The 21,587-nt window shown below is 67.4% G+C and carries 19 protein-coding genes and 1 pseudogene; 11 read left to right on the plus strand and 9 right to left on the minus strand.

Features of this window, described 5'->3' with window-relative positions:
• Positions 1 to 76 precede the first annotated feature (76 nt).
• The gene (locus tag ACZ5PO_RS24410) at positions 77 to 889 is read left to right on the plus strand and encodes an SDR family NAD(P)-dependent oxidoreductase (protein WP_464184503.1); all 813 of its coding nucleotides are present in this window, start codon (positions 77 to 79) and stop codon (positions 887 to 889) included.
• A gap of 172 nt (positions 890 to 1,061) precedes the next feature.
• Entirely contained in the window at positions 1,062 to 1,826 is a 765-nt protein-coding gene (locus ACZ5PO_RS24415; RefSeq protein WP_464184504.1) for an SDR family NAD(P)-dependent oxidoreductase, read from the plus strand.
• A gap of 51 nt (positions 1,827 to 1,877) precedes the next feature.
• On the opposite strand, the gene ACZ5PO_RS24420 is transcribed toward ACZ5PO_RS24415, so the two are convergent.
• Positions 1,878 to 2,237, minus strand: coding sequence for a DUF6157 family protein (locus ACZ5PO_RS24420; protein ID WP_464184505.1), 360 nt, complete (start codon positions 2,235 to 2,237; stop codon positions 1,878 to 1,880).
• Positions 2,174 to 2,431, minus strand: a complete 258-nt coding sequence (locus ACZ5PO_RS24425; RefSeq protein WP_464184506.1) for a DUF6157 family protein — start codon at positions 2,429 to 2,431, stop codon at positions 2,174 to 2,176. Before ACZ5PO_RS24425 ends, ACZ5PO_RS24420 begins: the two co-directional genes overlap by 64 nt.
• A 666-nt stretch (positions 2,432 to 3,097) precedes the next feature.
• Here ACZ5PO_RS24425 and ACZ5PO_RS24430 point away from each other — a divergent pair.
• Both ACZ5PO_RS24430 and ACZ5PO_RS24435 read left to right on the plus strand, forming a co-directional pair.
• Positions 3,098 to 3,193 (plus strand): annotated as a pseudogene (locus ACZ5PO_RS24430) (3-hydroxyacyl-CoA dehydrogenase); the annotation flags it as partial.
• A 180-nt stretch (positions 3,194 to 3,373) separates the two neighbouring features.
• Entirely contained in the window at positions 3,374 to 4,519 is a 1,146-nt protein-coding gene (locus ACZ5PO_RS24435) for an acyltransferase family protein (protein WP_464184507.1), read from the plus strand.
• Between the two features lie 53 nt (positions 4,520 to 4,572).
• Here the strand turns inward: ACZ5PO_RS24435 and ACZ5PO_RS24440 are convergent, their stop codons facing one another.
• On the minus strand, positions 4,573 to 5,568 hold the full coding sequence (locus ACZ5PO_RS24440) for an LLM class flavin-dependent oxidoreductase (protein ID WP_464184508.1): 996 nt from the start codon (positions 5,566 to 5,568) through the stop codon (positions 4,573 to 4,575).
• Between the two features lie 175 nt (positions 5,569 to 5,743).
• Here ACZ5PO_RS24440 and ACZ5PO_RS24445 point away from each other — a divergent pair, with 175 nt between their 5' ends.
• A complete protein-coding gene (locus tag ACZ5PO_RS24445; protein ID WP_464184510.1) occupies positions 5,744 to 6,124 on the plus strand; it encodes a hypothetical protein in 381 nt (126 codons plus the stop codon).
• A gap of 62 nt (positions 6,125 to 6,186) precedes the next feature.
• On the opposite strand, the gene ACZ5PO_RS24450 is transcribed toward ACZ5PO_RS24445, so the two are convergent.
• From ACZ5PO_RS24450 to ACZ5PO_RS24460, 3 genes are all read right to left on the minus strand, one after another.
• Complete coding sequence (locus ACZ5PO_RS24450) at positions 6,187 to 8,505, minus strand: acyl-CoA dehydrogenase family protein (RefSeq protein WP_464184511.1); 2,319 nt, start codon at positions 8,503 to 8,505, stop codon at positions 6,187 to 6,189.
• 320 nt (positions 8,506 to 8,825) lie between these two features.
• Complete coding sequence (locus tag ACZ5PO_RS24455) at positions 8,826 to 10,274, minus strand: 4-hydroxyphenylacetate 3-hydroxylase N-terminal domain-containing protein (protein WP_464184512.1); 1,449 nt, start codon at positions 10,272 to 10,274, stop codon at positions 8,826 to 8,828.
• Positions 10,275 to 10,317: 43 nt separating this feature from the next.
• Positions 10,318 to 10,926 carry an NADPH-dependent FMN reductase gene (locus ACZ5PO_RS24460; protein ID WP_464184514.1) on the minus strand — a complete coding sequence of 203 codons (609 nt, stop codon included), beginning with the start codon at positions 10,924 to 10,926 and terminating at the stop codon, positions 10,318 to 10,320.
• 201 nt (positions 10,927 to 11,127) lie between these two features.
• Here ACZ5PO_RS24460 and ACZ5PO_RS24465 point away from each other — a divergent pair, with 201 nt between their 5' ends.
• Entirely contained in the window at positions 11,128 to 11,880 is a 753-nt protein-coding gene (locus ACZ5PO_RS24465) for a TetR/AcrR family transcriptional regulator (RefSeq protein WP_464184515.1), read from the plus strand.
• A gap of 79 nt (positions 11,881 to 11,959) precedes the next feature.
• Positions 11,960 to 13,045, plus strand: coding sequence for an SDR family oxidoreductase (locus tag ACZ5PO_RS24470; RefSeq protein WP_464184516.1), 1,086 nt, complete (start codon positions 11,960 to 11,962; stop codon positions 13,043 to 13,045).
• 65 nt (positions 13,046 to 13,110) lie between these two features.
• Here ACZ5PO_RS24470 and ACZ5PO_RS24475 read toward each other — a convergent pair whose 3' ends face one another.
• Positions 13,111 to 13,323 (minus strand): dodecin, encoded by a 213-nt coding sequence (locus ACZ5PO_RS24475; RefSeq protein WP_464184518.1) that lies wholly within the window; start codon positions 13,321 to 13,323, stop codon positions 13,111 to 13,113.
• Positions 13,324 to 13,532: 209 nt separating this feature from the next.
• On the opposite strand from ACZ5PO_RS24475, the gene ACZ5PO_RS24480 reads away from it, so the two are divergent.
• Entirely contained in the window at positions 13,533 to 14,540 is a 1,008-nt protein-coding gene (locus ACZ5PO_RS24480; RefSeq protein ID WP_464184519.1) for an NAD(P)H-quinone oxidoreductase, read from the plus strand.
• Positions 14,541 to 14,634: 94 nt separating this feature from the next.
• Here the strand turns inward: ACZ5PO_RS24480 and ACZ5PO_RS24485 are convergent, their stop codons facing one another.
• Positions 14,635 to 15,861 (minus strand): ABC transporter substrate-binding protein, encoded by a 1,227-nt coding sequence (locus ACZ5PO_RS24485; protein ID WP_464184520.1) that lies wholly within the window; start codon positions 15,859 to 15,861, stop codon positions 14,635 to 14,637.
• Positions 15,862 to 16,167: 306 nt separating this feature from the next.
• Between ACZ5PO_RS24485 and ACZ5PO_RS24490 the strand changes: the two genes are divergently transcribed.
• Positions 16,168 to 17,748, plus strand: a complete 1,581-nt coding sequence (locus ACZ5PO_RS24490) for a class I adenylate-forming enzyme family protein (RefSeq protein ID WP_464184521.1) — start codon at positions 16,168 to 16,170, stop codon at positions 17,746 to 17,748.
• A 103-nt stretch (positions 17,749 to 17,851) separates the two neighbouring features.
• On the opposite strand, the gene ACZ5PO_RS24495 is transcribed toward ACZ5PO_RS24490, so the two are convergent.
• On the minus strand, positions 17,852 to 18,919 hold the full coding sequence (locus tag ACZ5PO_RS24495; protein WP_464184522.1) for a DMT family transporter: 1,068 nt from the start codon (positions 18,917 to 18,919) through the stop codon (positions 17,852 to 17,854).
• 359 nt (positions 18,920 to 19,278) lie between these two features.
• Here ACZ5PO_RS24495 and ACZ5PO_RS24500 point away from each other — a divergent pair, with 359 nt between their 5' ends.
• Positions 19,279 to 19,851, plus strand: coding sequence for a hypothetical protein (locus ACZ5PO_RS24500; RefSeq protein WP_464184524.1), 573 nt, complete (start codon positions 19,279 to 19,281; stop codon positions 19,849 to 19,851).
• 366 nt (positions 19,852 to 20,217) lie between these two features.
• Entirely contained in the window at positions 20,218 to 21,255 is a 1,038-nt protein-coding gene (locus tag ACZ5PO_RS24505) for a helix-turn-helix domain-containing protein (protein ID WP_464184526.1), read from the plus strand.
• Positions 21,256 to 21,587: the final 332 nt, after the last annotated feature.

A 21,587-nucleotide genomic window follows, 5' to 3' on the forward strand; every position in this document is an offset into this window, starting at 1 on the left:
GCGCGAAAATCGCATTCACATTTCCCCAAAATGCTCTACCACTCGGTCAAACGTAGGCGGTGCAGGGAGTGCGCGGATGGGGGTGGAAGGGCTGACCGTTCTGGTCACCGGCGCGGCGTCGGGCCTGGGGGCCGCCAGCGCCGTGATGCTGGCGGAACGAGGCGCGGCGCGCCTGATCCTCAATTACGCCTCCAGTCGCGACGCGGCGGAGGCAACCGCCGAGACCTGCCGCAAGGCCGGTGCGGAGGTCCGGGTCGTGCAGGGCGATGTCGCCGACGACGCGGACTGCCGCCGCATCGTGGCCGAGGCGGCGGGCTGGGGCCATCTCGACGGCCTCGTCAACAACGCCGGCACCACGCAGCACGTCGCCCACGGCGATCTCGACGGGCTGTCGGCGGCCGATTTCCAGCGCATCTATGCAGTCAACACCATCGGCCCCTACCAGATGATCCGGGCGGCCCGCAGCCTGCTCGAAGAGGGCGGCCGGCGTCTGGGCTATCCGGCCGGCGTGGTCAACGTCTCGTCGATCGCCGGCATCTCCGGCATCGGCTCGTCGATCGCCTATGTGGGGAGCAAGGCGGCGCTCAACGGCATCACGCTGTCGCTGGCGCGAGCGCTCGCGCCGCTGATCCGGGTCAACGCCCTGTGCCCGGGCTACATGGACACGCCGTGGTTCGTGAAGGGCACGGGCCAGCAGGCGGCGGACCAACTACGGGAAGGCGTTCGCGCCTCCATGCCGCTGCAGGCGGCGCCCAAGCCCGAGGACGTGGCCGAGGGCATCGTCTTCCTCGTCGGCACGGGCTCCCGCTACATGACGGGGGAGATCGTGCCCTACGATGCCGGCGCGCGGCTGGTGGGGCCGGGGCCGCGGCGCGGCCGTAACGCCTGACGGCGACCGGCGGGGAGGGCGTGGCCTTGCTCGTCATCGGCGGTACCGAGATCGTCGAACGGCCGCACGATGGGCGGCCGGACGGTCACCTCCATCGGCGACGCCTGCTGCCAGCGCCCGGTGTTCGGCCCATCGGGCCCTTCGTCTCGTTCAGAAGTGAGTAGGATCAAGAATGAAGATCGATGGAATTTCCGCCGTCGTGACAGGTGGGGCGTCGGGCCTCGGACGGGCGACCGCGGAGCAGCTGATCGCCAAGGGCGCCAAGGTCGTGATCGCCGACCTGCCGACCTCCCAGGGCGCCGAAACCGCCAAGGAGCTGGGGGCCGCAGCGCGCTTCGTGCCGGGCGATGTGACCAGTGAAGCCGACATGCAGGCCGTGTTCGCGGCCGCCGAAGCCAATGGCCCGCTGCGCGCCGTGGTTCACTGCGCCGGCCGTGGCGGCGCGCTGCGCATCCTCGACAAGAACGGCAACCCCGGTGCCCTCGACCATTACGAGATGGTCGTCCGCATCAACCTGATCGGCACCTTCAACGTGCTGCGCCTGGCCGCCGCCGCCATGGCCAAGGCCGAGCCGGTGGGTGAGGAGCGCGGCGTCGTCGTCAACACCGCCTCGATCGCCGGCTACGAGGGGCAGATCGGCCAGATCCCCTACGCCTCGGCCAAGGCCGGCATCATCGGCATGACGCTCGTGGCGGCGCGTGACCTGGCGAGCCGCGGCATCCGCGTCAACACCATCGCGCCGGGCATCTTCGACACGCCGCTGCTTGGCCGCCTGGCACAGCCGATCCGCGACGCGCTCGGCGCCAGCGTGCCGTTCCCGCCGCGCCTCGGCGCCGCCGAGGAATACGCCGGGCTTGCCATTCACATCATCGAGAACCCGATGTTGAACGGCGAGACCATCCGGCTCGACGGCGCGCTGCGCATGGCGCCGCGGTAGAGCGCTTCGCGATTGGGTGGACTCCCCAATCGCAGGAGAAGCGCTCCAGATTCAAAGAGGTGGAGCATTTCTTTGCAGTTGGATCCAACTGCGAAATGCACCTGCAGCATGTTCGCGATCGAATGAGCGCATCTGATCGGGGAATGCCGCGGCCGTAGGACAGCGGCTTGCGGGGCCTGTGAGGGAGGCGCCGGGCGGTGCCCAATCGCGGACATCGCGACGGCTCCGCATGCCGGCCACGATTCTCAGACCAGGTCGTGCGCTGAGTTCGCGATAGGCGTCGGCTTCGACGCCATAAGCGGCGACCCGCGCATTCTCGTCATGGTGAAGGCCCCAGCTGAACTGCTTCACGAGCGGGGAGGCCCTGAGGCATGCGCGAGACTTTGCAAGAAACGCGTCTCGTTCTCGCACACGATCACCTCGGCCCTGCAACGAAGCCCGGGAACCTCGAACAGCAACTCGTCGCTCGTGAAGTGATATGGGCGCGCAGAGAGCAGCGCGAGCTGAAGCTGCGCGACCGATCCCGATCTGGCCGGCTCGGTTCCCTCGGTTGCCGGACAGTCGGGGGAGGCGGTGATGAAGGTGCGGACGTAGCTCGTCGTCACGGCGGCTCCTCGGCTCCGTGGAAGCCGAACGGAATGGGTGATCGTGCCGACGGTTTCGTTCCCGAGAACGGGACCTCCGCCTGCAAGGCTATGTCGAACGAAGGGTGTTCACATATGCGGTCTTGGACAAGCCGGGTCTTCCTTCGTCGCCGCGCGCTCTCCGGCTGTTGTGACGTGTTTGCAACATCCTTCGCGAATGAGGGGCGGGTGTGACAATTTCACATGACTGAAGGTCGTTTGCTTGCGATTGTATCAGAGTGCTTTCGGTATGTTGTTCCGAGTTTTCCGCAGGTCGAGATCGAATATTGCCGATCTTTATGTTCGGCGAAGGTCGTTTTTGGTCATCTGCGGCCGCGTATCAAAAGTTCGATGTATCAAAAGTTCAAAGTTGAAATGGCAAGTCGCTGCACGCGAGTCCTCCGTATGGCGCTCGTCGCGTGGGCGCTGTCGGCTGGCGAGCGTGTGATGGGGCAATGCGCGCAGATTCGCTTATGGGCAGGTCAAACGTCCTTTTCAGTCTTCAATACGTTCGCGGCGTCGCGGCGCTCTTGGTCGCACTCTATCATTTCCGCATACCGTTCATGGCCAACTCGGGTGTTCGCAGCCGCCGAAGCCAACGGCCCGCTGCGCGCCGTGGTTCACTGCGCCGGCCGCGGTGCGCCGGAAGAATACGCCAAGCTCGTCGTCCACATCATCGAGAACCCGATGCTGAACGGCGAGACCATCCGGCTCGACGGCGCGCTGCGCATGGCGCCACGGTAATGACGCGCTCCGGACTCTCGACAGCCGTGGGCCGCCCACCGCGCTCGGCGCCGCTGTAGGCGCGCCGACGTGCCGTCGCTCCAGACGATCGCGCAAAGGGATTGTATGGTCGTCGGCGCGACGACCAGCGCAGACCCGGACCCGCCACTCCCTCTCCAGCCCGGGGCCGATGTCCCGGGCGTGCTCTATGGCCTGCAATACGTTCGCGCGCTCGCCGCGCTCGGCGTTGCCCTCTACCATTTCAAGCCCACGTTCGTCGGCTATGGCGGGCCGGCGGGGCTCGCGGGCCTTGTCGATGCCGGTTATGCCGGCGTCGACGCATTCTTCGTGCTGTCCGGCTTCCTGATGGTCTGGACGTCCAGGCTCGAGGAGGCGCCGGCACCGTTCATTCTCCGGCGGATGGCGCGTCTGTACATAGGCTATCTCCCGATCGTCCTGTTGCTGCTTCTATACAAGTATTTTACGTTGGGCATTCAGCATCAGGTGCACCAGCCGGTTGAGATATGGGCATCGCTGTTGCTGCTAAATCCAGACGCCTATACCTCAATCATTTATCCGGCGTGGTCTCTGTATTACGAATTGATATTCTATATCGCGTTCGGCGGTATCCTCGCCGCGGGGCGCTCCGGCTTCATCTTCGCAGTGTTGGTCGCGGTTACGGCGTATGCGGTGGTCGGCTGGACCGGCGTTCTGGGCCCGATACAATCGGCTGCGTTGCTCAATCCGGTCAATGCGGAGTTCATCATCGGGATGGCGCTCGGAAGCATCATCCTGAACGGCCGGCTCTCGCCAGTCCAAGCGGCGCTCGCGGCGCCGCTTGCGATCTGCCTTCTCGCCTTGGGCTGCGTCACCGGCCAGACCGCTTGGCGCATCGCCTGGTTCGGTATCGGCTTCTTCTTTCTCTACTATGTGCTGGTTTATCTGGAGTTGAATGGAAAGCTGTGGAAGTCGCGGTTCGGCAAGCATCTGGGTGATGCCTCCTATGCCATTTATCTGCTCCATATCCCCGTCATCTACGTCATGCAGACGACGGGCAGTTTCGATCGCGCCCTGCTGATCGGCGGCTGGCCTCTCCTGTTGGCGGCGTTCGTGGCCACCTTGGTGGTGGTGTCGAGCGCGTTCCATCTGCTGGTCGAGGCGCCGCTCAATCGTCGGGCGCGCCGCCTGATCGGGAGGGCGTTCGACAGGCGCCGCAACGCCGCACTGCCCGATGGACGGCCGCTCGGCGCGACCCAGCCGGTGGTTGCCGTGGTCGCCTCCGGCCCGGTCGTGGTCATCGGGGAGCGCGCGCCGGCCGCGGCGCACGCCGTGCTCGATTCCGCATGACCTATCGGGTCAGACGCGCCCGGCGCTGTCGGATCCCGAAGCGACGCTCTGCTCTACTTGGCCACGCGGTTTGCGCCGAGGCCGGCCAGGATCTCGTAGGACCTGAGCCGGGCCTTGTGATCGTAGATCGCGCCGGCGACCATCAACTCGTCGGCCCCCGTCCGGGCGATGAAGTCGTCGAGGCCGGCCTGCACCGTCTCGGCCGAGCCGAAGATCGAGCAGCTCAGCATGCTCGACACGTGGGCCTTCTCCGGCGGGGTCCAGTAGCTTTCGATGTCGTCTATCGGCGGCCGCATGCGGCCGCGGGTGCCCCGGATCAGATTGGTGAACTGCTGTTGCGGCGTGGTGAACAGCCGCTTGGCCTCCGCGTCGGTGTCCGCCGCGACGACGTTCACGCCGACCATGGCGTAGGGCCTGTCGAGCTGCGCCGACGGCTCGAAGCGCTCGCGATAAACCTCCAGCGCCTGCATCAGCGCGTCGGGCGCGAAATGCGAGGCAAAGGCATAGGGAAGCCCCAGCATGGCGGCGAGCTGCGCCCCGAACAGGCTGGAACCGAGGATCCACAGGGGAACGCGCGTGTCGGTGCCCGGCACCGCCTGGATGACCTGATCGGGCTGCACCGGCCCCAGCAGGGCCTGGAGCTCGAGCACGTCCTGGGGGAAATGATCGGCGGCCATGGCGTCGCGCCGAAGCGCCCGCAACGTGCGCTGGTCCGTGCCGGGCGCGCGGCCGAGCCCCAGGTCGATGCGTCCCGGATAGAGCGTCTCGAGGGTGCCGAACTGCTCGGCGATCACCATCGGCGAGTGGTTGGGCAGCATGATGCCGCCGGAGCCGACGCGGATCGTCGACGTCGCCGATGCCACGTAGCCGATCACCACCGAGGTGGCGGCGCTGGCGATGCCGACCATGTTGTGGTGCTCGGCCAGCCAATAGCGCTTGTAGCCCCAGCGTTCCGCATGCTGCGCCAGATCGCGGGTATTGTGCAGCGCATCGGCAGGCGTCTGGCCTTCCGGCACGAAGGCAAGGTCGAGGATGGAGAAAGGTACCACGCGTTCGACATCCCTTGTTGGCGGCCGATGCGGCCCGTCCGGCCGTACGGCGGCCATTGCTACGAGAGATCAGGGCGCCCGGCGGCTGGCGCAAGGCCGTCCTTGCACATACACCTTATGCGCCGGGCGGGGCCATGGGCGCGACGGACGCGAGGCGCCGGAGGCGGGAGGCGAGATGGAGAAGAAGAAGCCGTGGATCGGCGTGGACCTGGACGGAACGCTCGCTTATTTCGACAAGTGGCACGGCATCGAGCATGTGGGCGAGCCGATCGAGCCGATGATGGCACGGGTGCGCGACTGGCTGGAGCGCGGAGCCGTGGTGAAGATCTTCACGGCGCGCGCCTCGGTCGACGAGCCGCTGCGCAGCGATGTGATCATGCATATCCACGCCTGGCTCGTCAGGCACGGGCTGCCGCCGCTCGAGGTCACCTGCATCAAGGACTTATGGATGAAGGAGATGTGGGATGACCGGGCGATCCAGGTCATCCCCAACACCGGCATCAGCATCGCCGACGAGCTCACTGCCGAGCGCCTGGCCCAGGCCGGCAAGCCGTAGCGAGCAGCAGGGAAGCGCTCCAGAGGAGCCTTGCCCTGCACGTGGGCGAGGTTGGCAGTCCCCTAAGCGACGGCGGCGTAGGCCTGGACGTGGTGGTGGCTGTCGCCGAACAGCGTGTCGAGCACCTTCAGCCGCTTGAAGTAGTGGCCGATGATGTACTCCTCGGTCATGCCGATGCCGCCGTGCAGTTGGACGCCCTGGCCGCCGACGAAGAAGCCGGCGCGGCCGACGCGGGCCTTGGTGGCCGAGACGGCGGCGCGGCGTGCCTGGGCGTCGGTCAGCGCCAGCGCCTCGAGGCCGCGGCCGAGGCTCGCCCGCGCCAGCTCCAGCTCGACGTACATGTCCGCGAGGCGGTGCTGCAGCGCCTGGAAGTCGGCCAGCGGCGCGCCGAACTGCTTGCGCGTCTTGAGATAGTCGCGCGTGATCCAGAGCGCCTTGTCCATGGCTCCCACCGCATCTGCGCAGGCGATGACCGAACCGGTCGCCCAGGCCGTGTCGATGGCGGCGAAGCCGTCGCCGACGCTGCCCAGCACCGCGTCGCCCGCCACCCGAACACCCTTGAGCTCGATGTCGGCCACCTGCTGATGGTCGATGGTGCGGTAGCTCTTGACCGTGACGCCCGGGGCATTCCGCTCCACGAGGAACAGGGTGAGCCCGCTCTCGTCGCCGGGGGCGCCGCCGGTCCGCGCCGACACGACGAAGCGGTCGGCGACGGTGCCGCCGAGCACCAGGCACTTGAAGCCGTCGAGCACGAAGCCGTCGCCGTCGGCGTGGGCGGCGCTGGTGACCCAGGCCGGGTTGCCGCGCGCCTCCGGTTCGTCGTGGGCGAAGGCGAGGATCGTCTCGCCGGTGATCAGTGTCCCGAGCAACTCGTCCTTGCGCGGGCCGCCGGCCTGGTCGATGACGGTGCCGGCCAGCACCGCCGAACCCAGGAACGGCTCGGCGACGAGGCCGCGGCCAAAAGCTTCGGCGATGATGGCGAGGTCCGCGGGGCCACCGCCGAGGCCGCCGGCCTCCTCGGGCAGGGCGGCGCCGAGCCAGCCCATCTCCGCGAAGGTGGCCCAGGCGGCGCGGACGGTCTCTGCCGTCGGCGGCCGCGTCTTGCGGTGGCCGAAGGCGTCATGCTTCTCCACGAAGCGCTCCACGCTCTCCGCCAGCAGGCGCCGGTCGTCGTCCAGGGCCCGCTGCCCGTTGGTCTCGCCGCGCAGCAGCAGGCGCGACAGGATATTGCGCTGCACCTCGCTGGAGCCGCCGTAGATGGTGGCGGCACGCATGAACAGGAACTCGGCGGTGGTGTCGACGCCGTGCGGCAGACCCGGCAGATAGGCACCGGCGCGCTCGTGCGGCTCGGGATAATAGGCTGCGCCGTAGGAACCCAGCGCCTCGACCTGCAGCCCGAGGATCTCCTGCTGCAGGCGCGTGCCTTCGAGCTTGAGCACGGAGGGCAAGGCGGGGTCGCCGTTGTCGCTCTCGATGGCGCGCAGCACGCCGGCCTCCAGCGCCAGCAGGTCGACCTCGGCCCGGGCGATGCGGCTCTTGAGATCGGTGCTGTCGGCCAGCGGCCGGCCCCACTTGCGCTCGGCCTGGGCCATGTCCTTCAGCATCGCCAGGTTGCGCTTGTTCGTCGGCACGGCGGCGGTGGCGACGCGCTCGTTGCCGAGCAGGAACTTGGCGTAGTCCCAGCCCTTGCCCTCCTGGCCGATCAGGCAGTCCGCCGGCACGACGACGTTGTCGAAGAACACCTCGCAGAGGCTCTCGCCGCCGTCGATCGACTGGATCGGCCGCACGGTGATGCCGGGCAGGTCGATCTTGACGAGCAGGAACGAGATGCCGAGCTGCGGCTTGACGTCCGGATTGGTGCGGACCAGGCAGAAGATCCAGTCGGCCATCATCGACTGCGAGTTCCAGATCTTCTGGCCGTCGACCACGTAGTGGTCGCTCTTGCGCACCGCGCGGGTGCGCAGCGAGGCCAGGTCGGAGCCGGAGTTGGGCTCGGAGAAGCCCTGCGACCAGAACACCTTGCCTTCGCGGATTGGTCCCAGGAAGCGCTGCTTCTGGGCGTCGTTGCCGAAAGTGTAGACCACCGGGCCGACGAGGCCGACGCCCTGGATGTTGGTGCCGGGCGTGCCCGCGGCCACCAGCTCGGCGTCGAAGATGTAACGCTGCATGGCCGTCCAGCCGGGGCCGCCGTACTCGCGCGGCCAGTGGGGCACCGACCAGCCCTGCCTGGCGAGGATCTGCGTGAAGCCGAGGATGTCGTCGCGGGTCGGATGCACGGCCGTCTTGGTTCGTTCGACCAGGTCCTTGGGCAGGTTGTCGCGCAGGAAGGCGCGCACCTCTTCACGAAACATGTCGTTGGCCTTGGCCACGTTGGCGTTCATTGCATCCTCCTCGTTCGGCCGTGGGCCAGCCGAACCATTGACGGATTTCGCATCCATTCGTCTTGCGGGCTGATGATTAGAGCACGTTGCGGAAGGGGGACAGCCCCCGGGAGCATGTCCCGATCACATCGACTCATCTGACCGGGTAGGCATTCTTCAAGTCTTTGAAATTGAAGCATTTCTCCCTGATCGGGTGGTTCCACTCGATCAGGTGCCATCGATGCGGCGGGCTGTGGAAACAGTGATGGCCGGGCTGCTGCCCGGCCATCTCCGGCCCATCGGTGGGGCCGGTCGCGCCGAGGCGCGGCCGGCCGCAAGGCTCACTCGGCGGCGAGCTTGGCGTGCGAGCCGTCGCCGGGGCGCCGGGTGGCGCCGGCCGCGGCCAGGGCGCGCTCGCGCGCCTGCTGCATCGGATAGAGCCGGTTCATCATCAGCCGCTGGGCCGGCAGGCCGCCGCCCGCCTGCAGCGCCACGACGAACTGCCAGCCGCCATAGGCGTCGGCGGTGAGGTCGCGGATCAGGTTGTAGACGCGCATGCGCGTCTCGACGTCCACGCTCTTCTTGGTCGCCAGGTACTTGCGGATGTACTTACCGGACTCTTCGTTGCGCAGGTCGCTCTCCAACGGCAAGGTCAGCACCAGGCCGCCGCCCAGGTCGTGCAGGTAGCGCACGGTCTGATGGTAGTTGGCGGCGTAGTAGTACTTGGCCGCATTGATGCCGAGCGTGTTCGGGTGGACCATGCCGGACGGCGTCGTCTCGTAGTGCCGGGTGGCGTAGTCGAGCGACATGCGCAGCATCTCGGCGTAGGTGATCAGCTCGGCGATGGAGTTCTGCGCGACCGGATCGTTCTCCTTGCCCTGCATCTCCGTCACCAACTGGGCGAGGCCGACGAACAGCTCCGACATGCGCACGGCTTCGATGACGCCGCCGGTGCGCTCCCACAGCCCCAGCGACTGGGCCAGGCGGCTGGCGAGCTGCACCTCACCGGCCAGGAACACCCGGTCCCACGGCACGAACACGTCGTCGAAGACGACGAGGCCTTCAGGCATGCTGTGGTGGGCGCTGGCCGGATAGTCGAAGGCGTTGAGCTCGGCCGGCGCGAAGCTGCGGTTGATGATCTTGACGCCGGGGGCGTTGACCGGGATCGAGAACGACACGGCATAGTCCGTTTCGTCCTGCCGCATGCCCTTGGTCGGCATCACCACCAGCTCGTGGATCACGGAGGCGGCGGTGATGTGCAGCTTGGCGCCGCGCACGACGATGCCGTCCTTGCGGCGCTCGACGATGCGGACGTAGAGATCGGGGTCGTCCTGCTCGTGGGCGCGGCGCTTGCGGTCGCCCTTCGGGTCGGTGATCACCTCGGCGCCGCGCAGGTCGTTGTCGCGGCAATACTTGTACATACGCTCGATGTTCTCGGCGTACATCGGGTTGATCTCGGCAATAGCGTCCTTGACCTGCATCAGAGCCATGAAGACGCCGGAGACGGCGGTGCCGATCGAGGTGTGCTGGAGCAGCTCGACGCGCTTGTTCAGGTCCTCGGCCGTGCGCGGCACCTCGTAGATGCGGTGCGCCTCGCTGCCGTCCTCGGTGGTGTAGCGGCGCAACTGGCCGAGATCGGGGTCATCATACCTGTAGTCGTTGGCGACCAGCGCCAGCGGGACCTTGAAACGGGCATTCTTGGTGATGTCCGGAATGTTCTCCCCATCCCAGTACGTGACGCGGCCGTCCCGCAGCGATTCGATGTATTGCTCAGGCGTCTTCAAGGCCATTCTGTCCTCCCTTGCGTCCTCGAAAAAACGGTCCTCGTCGCCCTCAGGCGACGGCCGAAGCGGGCTCCTGGCGCGACCGCGCCAAGTGGGCGCGGCGCATCGTGGCGAAGTCGAAAACCTGGTTCGCAACGATCTCGATCTGGTTGCGGACACTGCCGTCGATGCAGCGTCCCTCGTCATCGAAGATCTTGTCGGCGGAGTTGATGCCCGCGGCCATCGGCGTCGGCCAGCCGCGCAGGGCGTGAATGATGGTGCGCATGGCAACGATGGTGGTGCCGATGGCCTGGGCGCCGTAGGCCGAGGTGATGCAGCCGACGGCGCGGCCGTCCAGATAGGGGGCCGCGTCCGTGCGCAGATCCTCGACGTAGTCGAGCGCGTTCTTCAGCAGCCCGGAGATGGAGCCGTGGTAGCCGGGGGAGGCGAGCACGACGCCGTCGGCCCGTCGCAGCGCCCGCACCAGGTGGGCTGCGGCCGGGGTGCGGATGCTGCCGCCATGGCCGTACATGGGCAGGTCGAGGTCCTTCGCCAGGAAGATTTCGGTCTCCGCCCCGAGAGCCTCGGCGGTCTTCAGGCAATGCTTGAGGGCGAGCTCGGTGGAGGAGTTCTCGCGGATCGTGCCCCCAAGACCAACAATGAACGGGCGTTCGATCATTCGATCCTCCGTTGACATGGGCGCGCACCTCGTGATGAGCAGGCCGTTCGGTCCAGGCTGTGCGATGCCCGTCGCTATGTAACATATATTATGTTATGGTGCTGGCGTGCAAGAGGCACGAGCCTGGATTCGGCGTCGGCGCTGGTATGCAAATTGCGGCGCGTGACTGAGAAAGAGGGGCTAGGACGGATGGACACGATCATGCCGAGGGGCCGCTCGCTGGCGAGACGCCGCAAGGCCGAGGACGGCTCCAGGCCGGTCGAGGCGGGGCCCGGCAAGGCATCGAAGCGGGCCGCCGGCAAGTCGCAGGGCGAGCGTCGTTTGACACGGCTCGACTGGATCAACGCCGGCCAGGACGTGCTGCGCGACGCTGGCATTTCCGGGCTGAAGCTCGCTCAGCTGACCAAGCGGCTCGGCGTCTCCACCGGAAGTTTCTACCATCATTTCAATGACTTCGACGATTACCTCGGCGCCCTGGCCGATCACTACAGCCTCGAGCGCGTCAAGGGCGAGCTCGATACGACGCTTGCCGGCGGCCCCGGGCCCCTGGCGCGCATGCGCCGGCTCGCCCGCCTGAGCATCCGGCAGCGCACGTTCGAGCTCGACCACGCGATGCGCATCTGGGCGACGATGGATCCGCGCGCCGAGCGGACGGTGCGTCAGGCCGAGTCCCAGGTGCTCGCCTTCCTGGCGGATGCCTTCGGCGAGCTGGGTTTCAGCCCCGCCGATTCCATGCTGAGGGCGCGCATGCTGCTGTCGTGCAACGTAGCACCTCTCGGCCTGCCCAACGGCGAGGAGCGGCGCGCCTTCTTCAAGGATTGCCTGCGCCTGCTCTCCGGCCGCCAGAACCTCGACGAGCCGGCCTCGGCCAGCGAGGGCGCGGGAGCGACCCGCGGCCCCTGCACCTCCAGGGCCGCGACGGACGAGGTTTCGTCGGGAGGCAGAAAAGGCTAGGTCTCCTCCCAAGCTGCCGCCGCTGCGTCCCGAGGGATCGGAGACGCGTGCCGACGGACGAACGAAGGGGAGGGAGGAGATGGCACGCAAGCACGTGCTCGTCGCCGGGGCGTCGGGCCTCGTCGGCTACGCGGCCATGAAGCAGTTCGCGCGGGAGGGAGTCGAGGTCACCGCGGTGTCGCGGCGGGCGCCGCTCGAGACCTTCGGAGCGCGGTTCGTCGCCGCCGATCTCACCGACGCGGGCCAATGCGCCGCGCTGTTCGGGGGCATGGGCGACGTCACCCATGTCGTCTATGCGGCCCTCTACGAACGCCCGACCCTCATCGCCGGCTGGCAGGACCGCGAGCAGATCGACACCAACGATCGCATGCTTCGCAACCTGCTGGAGCCGCTGCTGAAGGCCGCCAAGGGCCTGCGTCACGTGGCGCTGCTGCAGGGCACCAAGGCCTACGGGGCCCATGTCCGCCGCATCGATACGCCGGCGCGGGAAGGGCGGTCGGAGGCGCGCGACATCCCGAATTTCTACTGGAACCAGCAGGATTATCTGGCCGAGCGCCAGCAGGGACAAGCGTGGGCGTGGACCATCTTCCGCCCTCAGATCATCTTCGGCCAGTCCTTCGGCAGCGCGATGAACCCGATCCCGGCGCTCGGCGTGTACGCGGCCGTGCTCAAGGAGAAGGGCGAGCCGCTCTACTATCCGGGTGGTCCCTCGAATGTGCTGCAGGCGGTCGACGCGGACTTGCTGGCGCGCGCCATTGCCTGGGGCGGCGAAGCCGAAGCCGCGCGCAACGAAGCGTTCAACGTCACCAACGGCGACGTGTTCATGTGGAACGGGGTTTGGCCGGCGATCGCGGCTGCGCTCGGGATGCAGCCCGGTCCCGCGCGGCCGCGCGCGCTGGCCGAGACGATGGATGCAGACGCGCCGCTCTGGGACGAGATCCGCGCCAAGCACGGCCTTCGCGCCCCGCCGCTCGCCGACTACGTCGGCGCCTCGTTCCAGTACGCCGACTACCTGATGGCCTATGGCGCCAAGTCGGGCGACAAGATCTCGATCGTCTCCACCATCAAGATCCGTCAGGCCGGCTTCGGCGAGGCGATGGACACGGAAGCCATGTTCCGCAAGTGGTTCGACTTGTTTCGGGCGAGCAAGCTGCTGCCACCGTGAGGCCCGGGGCGCGACGAAATCGTGCCCCCGGCCGCGCCGATGATGCGAAGATAAGTCACCCCGCTCTAGCGGTCGTCGAGCCTGAAGCCCAGCTTCAGGGTGACCTGAAAATGCCCCAACTTGCCGTCCTCCACATGGCCGCGGGTCTCCGTGACCTCGAACCAGCCGATGTGCCGCAGTGTCTTGGAGGCGTCCGTGACGGCGTTGCGGATGGCCTCGTCGATGCTGTTGGGCGAGGAGCCGATGATCTCGGTGACGCGATAGGTGTGGTCCGACATGCTCTGTCCTCCCGTTCGAACGCTCGTTCGCCGGCGGCGCTTCTGATCGAGCGCGCAATCGGCCGCCGTCCCTATGATGTAGGGCCCTGCCAAGCGTGATCGAGCCCGCCGTCGACGCGGAGGCGGACTGGAGCGCGTTGCGACCGGGGAAATCACCAGCTCGCCAAAGAAGCGCGCGAGATTCAAGAGCTTGGAGATGGAGACCAGCGATGCCCCATGACGGCGTTTTGCCCCAGACGATGACTGCGATCCGGATCCGCGAGCCCGGTGGCCCGGAGGTTCTCGAGCCGCAACGGCTCCCGATCCCAACCCCGGGGCGGGAGGAGATACTCGTCAAGGTCCATGCGGCCGGCATCAATCGGGGCGACACGGTGCAGCGGCGCGGGCTGTATCCGCCACCGCCAGGCGCCCCCGATACACCCGGCCTCGAGATCGCCGGCGAGGTCGTCGCCGTCGGCGAGGGATCGACGGCGTGGCCGATCGGCCGCGGGGTTTGCGCGCTCGTGGGCGGCGGAGGCTATGCGGAATATTGCCTCGCCCATGAGAGCCACGCGCTTCCCATACCGTCGGGGCTGTCGATGATCGAAGCCGCCGGAGCGCCGGAAACGATCTTCACGGTGTGGACCAACGTGTTCGAGCGGGCGCATCTGAAGCCGGGCGAAAGCCTGCTGGTGCACGGTGGCGCGAGCGGCATCGGAACGACCGCGATCCAATTGGCCAAGGCCTTCGGCTCCCCCGTCTTCGTGACGGCCGGCAGCGACGAGAAGTGTGCTGCCTGCGTGCAGCTGGGCGCCGATGCGGCGATCAACTACCGGACGCAGGATTTCGTGGAGGAGGTCAGTCGGCTGAGCGGAGGACGCGGCATCGACGTGATCCTCGACATGGTCGGCGGCCGCTATATCGAGCGCAATATGGCCGCCGCCGCATTGGAGGGCCGCATCGTCTGGATCGCCTTCCTCGAGGGGGCCAAGGCCGAGGTCAACTTCATGCCCTTGATGTTGAAGCGGCTGACGCTGACCGGGTCGACGCTGCGCGGCCGCAGCATCGCCGAGAAGGCCGCCCTGGCCAAGGTCGTCCGGGACCGCGTGTGGCCGCTGCTGGAGAGCGGGCGCCTCAAGTGCGTGGTCGACAGCGTGTTCCCGCTGGCGGAGGCCGCCGCCGCGCACCGCGCCATGGAGGCCGGCGGCCACACCGGAAAGATCGTCTTGTCAGTATGATCGCCGCCGGCGCCGGCACGTTGCATGCGCGCCGGCTGCCGGGCCGATCCTCGCCGGTCGGGTGAGATGCCACCCGACCGGCTGGGCCGTCGCGTCAGGCTGCCTTGCAGGCCCCCTCCGACTGCGGCCGGAAGGCCTTTTCCGGCGGCACCGTCTCCACGATCGAGGCCACGTCCCATGGCTCCTTCGACTCGGACGGCGACTTGATCTTGAGCAGGAACATGTTGTTCTGCAGCCGTCCGTTGGGCGTGATCTTGGCCGGCCCGTAGAGCGGATCGGTGACGGTCATCGCCTTCATCTGCGCCACGACGGCGGCGCCGTCGGTCTTCGCTTTGTCCTGGCCGACCGCGCCTACGGCGCGCAGGTAGTGCAGCGCCGCGGAATAGGCGCCGGCGATGTTCTGCGACGGGTGCAGGTCGTTGACGAAGGGCAGCAGCCGCTTGGTGAAGGCGCGGGTGCCGTCGTCCCGATCCCAGTAGAAGCCATTGGAATACAGGATGCCCTCGGCATCGCTGAGGCCGATCGATTTGACCTGAGGCACGTCCATCAGGGTCGCCGTGAGCACGGCGCCCTTCGAGGTGATGCCGAACTCCTTCGACTGCTTGATGCAGTTGACCAGATCGTCGCCGGCGTTGGCGAAGCAGATCACCTTGGCGCCGCTGCCCTGGGCCTGCAGCAGCAGGCTGGAGAAGTCGCCGGGCCCCGGGAAGGGATGCTTCACGCCGCCGAGCACCTTGCCGCCGGCGGCATTGATCAGCTTGGTCGCGTCGCGCACCACGGACGCGCCCATGGCATAGTCGGCGGCGATGAAGAACCAGGTGTCGAGCCCGCGCTGCATGCAGGCATTGGCGATGGTGCTCGCCATCGCATAGCTGTCGTAGCTCCAGTGCACGTGGTTGGGGCCGCAGAACTTGCCGGTCAGGTCCTCGGTCGCCGTGCCCGAGAACAAGCCCACCTTGTTCTTCGACTTGACCAGCTCCGTCAGCCCGAGCGCCAGCGCCGACATGGGGATGTCGAGCACGGCATCGACGTCCTGCGTGTCGAACCAGTTGCGCGCCACGCCCAGCCCGATGTCGGGCTTGAGCTGGAAGTCGGCGAAGACGATCTCGACCGGCAGGTCGGGCTTCTCCTTCTTGAAGTCCTCGGCGGCGAGGCGCGCCGCGGTGACGGCGCTGATGCCGGAGAGGTTCGAATAGGGGCCGTTCATATCGGCGAGGACGCCGATTCGGATCGGTGTCGCCGCGCGGGCGCGCGACACGTAGGGCGCTGCCAGGGCAACGGTGCCGGCAGCCAGAATCATGCGGCGGGTAAGCTCAACCATGGTGTTCCCCCGTTGTCGGGCGGCTGCCTCAGGCGTGCGCCGCTCCGAAGTTCGTCCTATGGAAACGCTCGCGACCACGCGCCGGCCCGCGGCCCTGCTCGCAAGCTGGACCGTGGGTGGCGCCGTCTCGTCGGTAACATATATTATCTTATGGATATCGCGTCGAGCCGGCGTTACGTTCGGCGCCGTCGCCAAGAAGGCCCATGGGCCGATAGGCCAGGACAAGAGGTCCGTGCTGGACCGAGCAACATGCAAAGTGGCGGGTGCCGCATGCGCGCCGGCGCGGCCACGTGGAGGAGGAGCGGCATGACATCTGCTGCAGCGACGATCGCGCCCACCGAACCGGTCTTCTTCGATCTGAGCAGCCGTGTGGCCGCGCATGCGCGGCAACAGCCGGCGAGCGAGGCGCTGGTTTTCGAAGAGCAGCGAGTCGACTGGCAGACGCTGAACGAGCGCATCAACCGCCTCGCCAGCCTGCTCGTCGCCCGCGGCGTGCGGCCGAACGACAAGGTGGCGATCCTCGCCTCGCCCAGTGCCGAATACGTAGAAGTGTTCGTCGGCACGCTCCGCGCCGGTGCCTGCCTGGTGCCGCTGTCGCCCATGGCGTCGAGTGAGCAACTGGCCGGCATGATCGCCGACAGCGGGGCCAAGGTGCTGTTCCTGTCCGAGGGGATGCGCGAGCTTGCCGCGGGCTTCCCCTCGGATCTCGTGCCGCTCGCCTCCGGCAACGCCATCGCCATCGATTTCGCGGCCGAGGGCTGGGCTTCCTACCGCGACCTGATGGAGCGGGCCTCAAGCGAGGATCCGGGCATTCCGATCACGCCCGAGCTCGACTTCAACATCATCTATTCGTCCGGAACGACGGGCGTGCCCAAGGGCATCGTGCACGACCATGCGACGCGCACCCTGACGCTCGACAACATGGGGGCCCTGGGCTACGGCCCGGGATGCCGCACCCTGTTGGCGACGCCGCTCTATTCCAACACGACCATCGCCTCGTTCCTGCCGACCATCGGGCTCGGCGGCACCACCCTGGTGATGCGCAAGTTCGATGTCGCGGGCTACCTCGACATGGCCGAGCGCGAGCGGGTCACCCATACGATGCTGGTGCCCGTGCAGTATCAGCGCCTGCTGGCCGATCCGAGCTTCGCGAGCCGCGATCTCTCCGCCTTCCAGCACAAGATGTGCACGTCGGCGCCGCTGCGTGCCGCCCTGAAGCGCGACATCGTGGAGCGCTGGCCGGGCCAGTTGCTCGAGATCTACGGCATGACGGAGGGCGGCGGCGCCTGCATCCTCGATGCGACCGCTCACCCGGACAAGCTGGACACGGTCGGCCAGCCCGCTTTCGGCGCCGAGTTCAAGATCCTCGATGATGAGGGCCGCGAGCTGCCGCAGGGCGAGATCGGCGAGATCGCCGGCCGCAGCGGCATCATGATGAAGGGCTATCACAACCGGCCATCGGCGACGGACGCCATGATCTGGTACGACGCGGCAGGCAACAAGTTCTTCAAGTCGGGCGACATGGGCTACTTCGACGAAGACGGCTTCCTGCATCTGTCCGACCGCAAGAAGGACATGATCATCTCCGGCGGCTTCAACGTCTATGCGACCGATCTGGAGAAGGTGCTGCTATCGCATCCCGACGTGACCGATGCCGCGGTGGTCGCGGTGCCCAGCGAGCAATGGGGCGAGACGCCGCTCGCCTTCGTCGTGCTCCGCGACAGCGCCGATCACGGGGCTGAGGAGCTGCGGGCGTGGGCCAACGCGCGCCTGGGCAAGCCGCAGCGCATCTCCGAGGTCGTGTTCATGGAAAGCCTGCCGCGCAGCCCTATCGGCAAGGTGCTGAAGCGCGAGCTGCGGGCGCCCTATCTCAAGGCCGATGCCTGACGTCAGGGGGCTCGAGCCGGGGGCTCCGTCGGCGGATTCTCGGCCCGACCGGCGACGCAGCGGCCCTTGCACGGAGACAGCTGGGGCTCGCCGCTGGTGAGCTTCAGTGGGCGTGGCCGTGCCGATGATGCAGATCGGGATAATGCGGATGCCGATGCATGATGGGCGGATGGTGGTGAGCGTGCGTGTGCGGCTCCCCGGCCGGGTCATCCGGCCCGTGCCGATGCTGGTGATGCTCGTCATGCACATGGCGGTGGGCGTGCTCCATCGCCTCGTGGGCATGCTCATGGGCATGCCGCTCCGCCAGGTGCAGATAGAGGCCGCCGCCCATCAAGATGGCGGCGAAAACGAGCTGGGCGGTCACCGGCTCATTGAAGAGTGCCACCGCCAGGGCTGCGCCGATGAAGGGCGCCGCCGAGAAATAGGCGCCGGCGCGCGCCGCGCCCAGGTGGCGTAGCGCAAGCACGAAGAGCACGAGGCTCACGCCGTAGCCGAGGAAGCCGATCACGCCCGCCACTGCGATCTGAGGCGGAGCCGGCACGTGGGCACCGCCGGCCCCGGCAAGGATCAGGTTCACCGTCCCGGCCACCAATCCCTTGATCATGGCGATCTGCACCGGATCGGCGGAGGAGAGCTTGCGTGTCAGGTTGTTGTCGATGCCCCAGGCGATACAGGCGCCGATGATGGCCATGGCGCCCGGCCCGATGCCCACCGGTCCGCCCTGCCACGACAGCAGAACGGCACCGGCGAGGATGGCGAAGGCGCCCGCGAGCAGGCGGCGATCGACGTATTCCTTGAAGACGAGCCAGGCGATGCCCATGGTCGCGAGGCCCTCGACGTTGAGCAGCAGCGCTGCCGAGGAGGCTGGCGTATGCGCCAGGCCAACCATCAGCAGCAGCGGCCCGACGATGCCTCCCGCCAGCACCACCAGTGCCAGCCACGGCAGGTCGCGCCGCTCCAGCGGGGCTTCGGCCGGCGGACGGCCGTGCGCCGTCCGGACGAGCTGAAGGATCCCCAGGCCGATGCCTGAACCGAGGTAGAGCAGGGCGGCCAGCAGCCACGGATCGAGGCCGCCGCCGAGCAGGAGCTTCGCAAGCGGCGTGCTTGCGCCGAATAGCGCGGCAGAAGCGATCGCCGTCACCGGCCCCGAATACGATTGCAAGCGCGCCATCCGTGCAGTTCCTCCGGCGCGATCATAAAGCATTCCCGATCCAATGAGATCATCCGCCCGGGCATGCTCGTGCGCGAACGCGGGGCCGGTCGACTCGGCGTCGTCGCCGTCGGCGGGCTGCGCAGGCACGGCTCGTGCATGGGCGACCGCTGGGCGGATCGGGGAATGGATTCGTCGGAGATGTCGCGGCTGTGGACGGCCGTCCTAACGTTTGCCTAAAGCATTGGTTTCGGCGCGAATATTTTAGCGTGCGGGAATGTGACAGTGCTTGCGGTCGACAGACGTCCGGACGCCAAAGTCTGGACACCTTTAAGCTATCAACACTTCCAATTTGGACGAATCCACATGGGGATTTTCAAATGGAATCTCATCTTATGATTGTACTGGGAATTGCGCATGTCGGCATCGCCCTGGTCATCTGGACGATGAATGTGAGCATCGCCCAGTACCGTCAGACGTCGACGCGATCGCGCGATTGCCGCCGCTTCCGCCACGCGCTGCGCGCCGAGCTGCTGGAGTTGCGCGCGCTGCACGACGACAACCGCGCCCGGCTCGATCAGGGCAAGGCCTTCCTGCTGACGTCGAAGGCGTGCATCGGCGTCTACCGGGGCAACATGGGCAGGCTGCTCATGCTGCCGGACGTGGAGATCCAGCCGGTCATCGCCGCCTATGCGGCGAGCGAGCAGACGGAACATTTCATCGGCGCGACGACGAAGCCGAGCGGCGCGGCGTTCCGCATCCTCGAAGGCGAAACCCCGACCGCCGAGGTGATGACGGCGATCGACGAGGCGATTGTGCGCATCGACCAGGCCCTTGCTCACCTCTATCAGGAGCACGACACGCCCGAGCGCTCGGCGCGCTGGGGCGCCGATCAACCGCCGGTCCAGCTCGATACCCGCTTTGTAACGACGCCCAGCGTCCGCACCGTATAACGCACCGCCATCGATCGTATCGACGCCCGAGCGGAACGGTCCTAGAGCTGAGCGGCCGTCGTCCATAGCCTACCGATGCCGGCGGGAGGCGACCCGCCTTGGCGGCTGGCGGGTTAGCGCGGAGGCCGCTGCGGCGGCTTCCTGCGCCACGTCTCGGCCGGGACCGACGCCATTCCCTCAAATGAAGGAATAGCCGGTTTAACCGCGGGTCTGCTAGAGCGATCGCAGATCGGGTGCAACCACTTCATCGGTGAGAAGCGCTCCAGATTCAAAGAGTTGGAGCATTTCTCCGCCGTTGGATGATGCTCATCCAGTTGCGAAATGCTCTACACTGGAGCACATTTGCAACCTGGGTTGTGGTTTCCGATGGTCAAGCGGGTCGAGGATACCGAAGCGCTTGTCGCGGCGGCGCGAGCGACGGGCGAGCTCGCCAGCTCGCCACGCACGCTGCAATGGACGACGGCCGACGTCGCGGCCCGGCATCGCTTCGCCTACTGGCGCGAAGAGGTCATGCGCCGCAACGAGCCGGTCGCCCAGCTCGACAGCGACAGGCCGTTCGATGCGCACATGCGCGTCATCCAGGCTGACGGCATCCAGCTGCTCTCGCATGCCTCGAGCAGCATCGCGGGCGTGAGAAGCGCGGCCCGCTGTGCGGCCGACGGCGTCGACGACATCGTCTTCGACCTGATGGTCGGCACGCGGCACGGCGTGCTCGATCACAGGGGGCGGTCGCTGCCGCATCGGGCCGGCGACCTCTACATCATCGACCAGGCCCAGCCCAGCTCGCTGATGCGATCACGTCACCGGGCCGTGGCACTGATCCTGCCGAGGGCGCTGGTCGCGCAGGCCCTTGGCCGCGATCCGGACTGTCTGGCCGGGCTCAAGCTGCCGGCGACGGGCATAGGGGCGCTCCTGCGCTCGCACATGATCGCGACGATGGCTCACGACGCCGAGCTGACCGACCGGCAGCGCGTCGTCGCGCTCACCGCTGCCGCCGACATGGCGCTGTCGCAATTGCAGGCCGAGGCGGTGGGCGAGGTCGATCCCGTCAGCTTCGAGATCGGCCACCATGCCGCGGCGCGCCAGCTGATCGAGCGCCGGTGCACGGACGCGGCCCTGACTCCGGAGGCGGTTGCACGGGCGATCGGCTGTTCGCGCGCCTCGCTCTATCGCGTCTTCGCGCGGCGGGGCGAGACGGTTGCCGCGGTGATCTGGGACTGTCGGCTCACACGGGCCTGGCAACTGCTCGCCGCCCGCCCGCACCGGGAGCTCAAGATGGCGGAGATCGCGTTCCGTTGCGGCTTTCTCGACCCGCCGACGTTCAACCGCATGTTCAAACGTCGCTTCGGCATGACGCCAAGCGAAGCGCGCGAGCATTTGGCAGGCGGGATGGCGTCGGCGTGACCGTCCGCCGTCGTCGCCGGCGCGGCTGAGACGCTGGATCAACGATTGCCGTAAGGGAATGAGACGGCGGGCCTAATTGCTTTTTTCCCGAAGCGACTATGGTGTCGCAACGGTGCCAAGGGGGTGGGGGCAAACCGGTGAAGACTGCCGTTGGGGGGCGGGCGAAAGCCTGGAGCCGCGCCGTGGCGCGAGCAACCGGCGCGCCCGGCAGCGCTTCTGTGATGCAGGGACAGCGGCAGGCAGCTCCCCTGCGGCGGATGGCATGTGCCGCCCGCCGCGGGGGACGCTGTGCGCGATCCAGAACTCCGATTCCCTTGAGTAGTCCGCTTCGC

The sequence above is a fragment of the Chelatococcus sp. KU-N122 genome, from assembly GCF_055391085.1.

Coding starts and splice junctions, on each gene's coding strand:
- ACZ5PO_RS24410 (WP_464184503.1), top strand. CDS start 77: ATGGGGGTGGAAGGGCTGACCGTTCTGGTCACCGGCGCGGCGTCGGGC.
- ACZ5PO_RS24415 (WP_464184504.1), top strand. CDS start 1,062: ATGAAGATCGATGGAATTTCCGCCGTCGTGACAGGTGGGGCGTCGGGC.
- ACZ5PO_RS24445 (WP_464184510.1), top strand. CDS start 5,744: ATGGAGAAGAAGAAGCCGTGGATCGGCGTGGACCTGGACGGAACGCTC.
- ACZ5PO_RS24450 (WP_464184511.1), bottom strand. CDS start 8,505: ATGAACGCCAACGTGGCCAAGGCCAACGACATGTTTCGTGAAGAGGTG.
- ACZ5PO_RS24455 (WP_464184512.1), bottom strand. CDS start 10,274: ATGGCCTTGAAGACGCCTGAGCAATACATCGAATCGCTGCGGGACGGC.
- ACZ5PO_RS24460 (WP_464184514.1), bottom strand. CDS start 10,926: ATGATCGAACGCCCGTTCATTGTTGGTCTTGGGGGCACGATCCGCGAG.
- ACZ5PO_RS24465 (WP_464184515.1), top strand. CDS start 11,128: ATGCCGAGGGGCCGCTCGCTGGCGAGACGCCGCAAGGCCGAGGACGGC.
- ACZ5PO_RS24470 (WP_464184516.1), top strand. CDS start 11,960: ATGGCACGCAAGCACGTGCTCGTCGCCGGGGCGTCGGGCCTCGTCGGC.
- ACZ5PO_RS24475 (WP_464184518.1), bottom strand. CDS start 13,323: ATGTCGGACCACACCTATCGCGTCACCGAGATCATCGGCTCCTCGCCC.
- ACZ5PO_RS24480 (WP_464184519.1), top strand. CDS start 13,533: ATGCCCCATGACGGCGTTTTGCCCCAGACGATGACTGCGATCCGGATC.
- ACZ5PO_RS24485 (WP_464184520.1), bottom strand. CDS start 15,861: ATGGTTGAGCTTACCCGCCGCATGATTCTGGCTGCCGGCACCGTTGCC.
- ACZ5PO_RS24490 (WP_464184521.1), top strand. CDS start 16,168: ATGACATCTGCTGCAGCGACGATCGCGCCCACCGAACCGGTCTTCTTC.
- ACZ5PO_RS24495 (WP_464184522.1), bottom strand. CDS start 18,919: ATGGCGCGCTTGCAATCGTATTCGGGGCCGGTGACGGCGATCGCTTCT.
- ACZ5PO_RS24500 (WP_464184524.1), top strand. CDS start 19,279: ATGGAATCTCATCTTATGATTGTACTGGGAATTGCGCATGTCGGCATC.
- ACZ5PO_RS24505 (WP_464184526.1), top strand. CDS start 20,218: ATGGTCAAGCGGGTCGAGGATACCGAAGCGCTTGTCGCGGCGGCGCGA.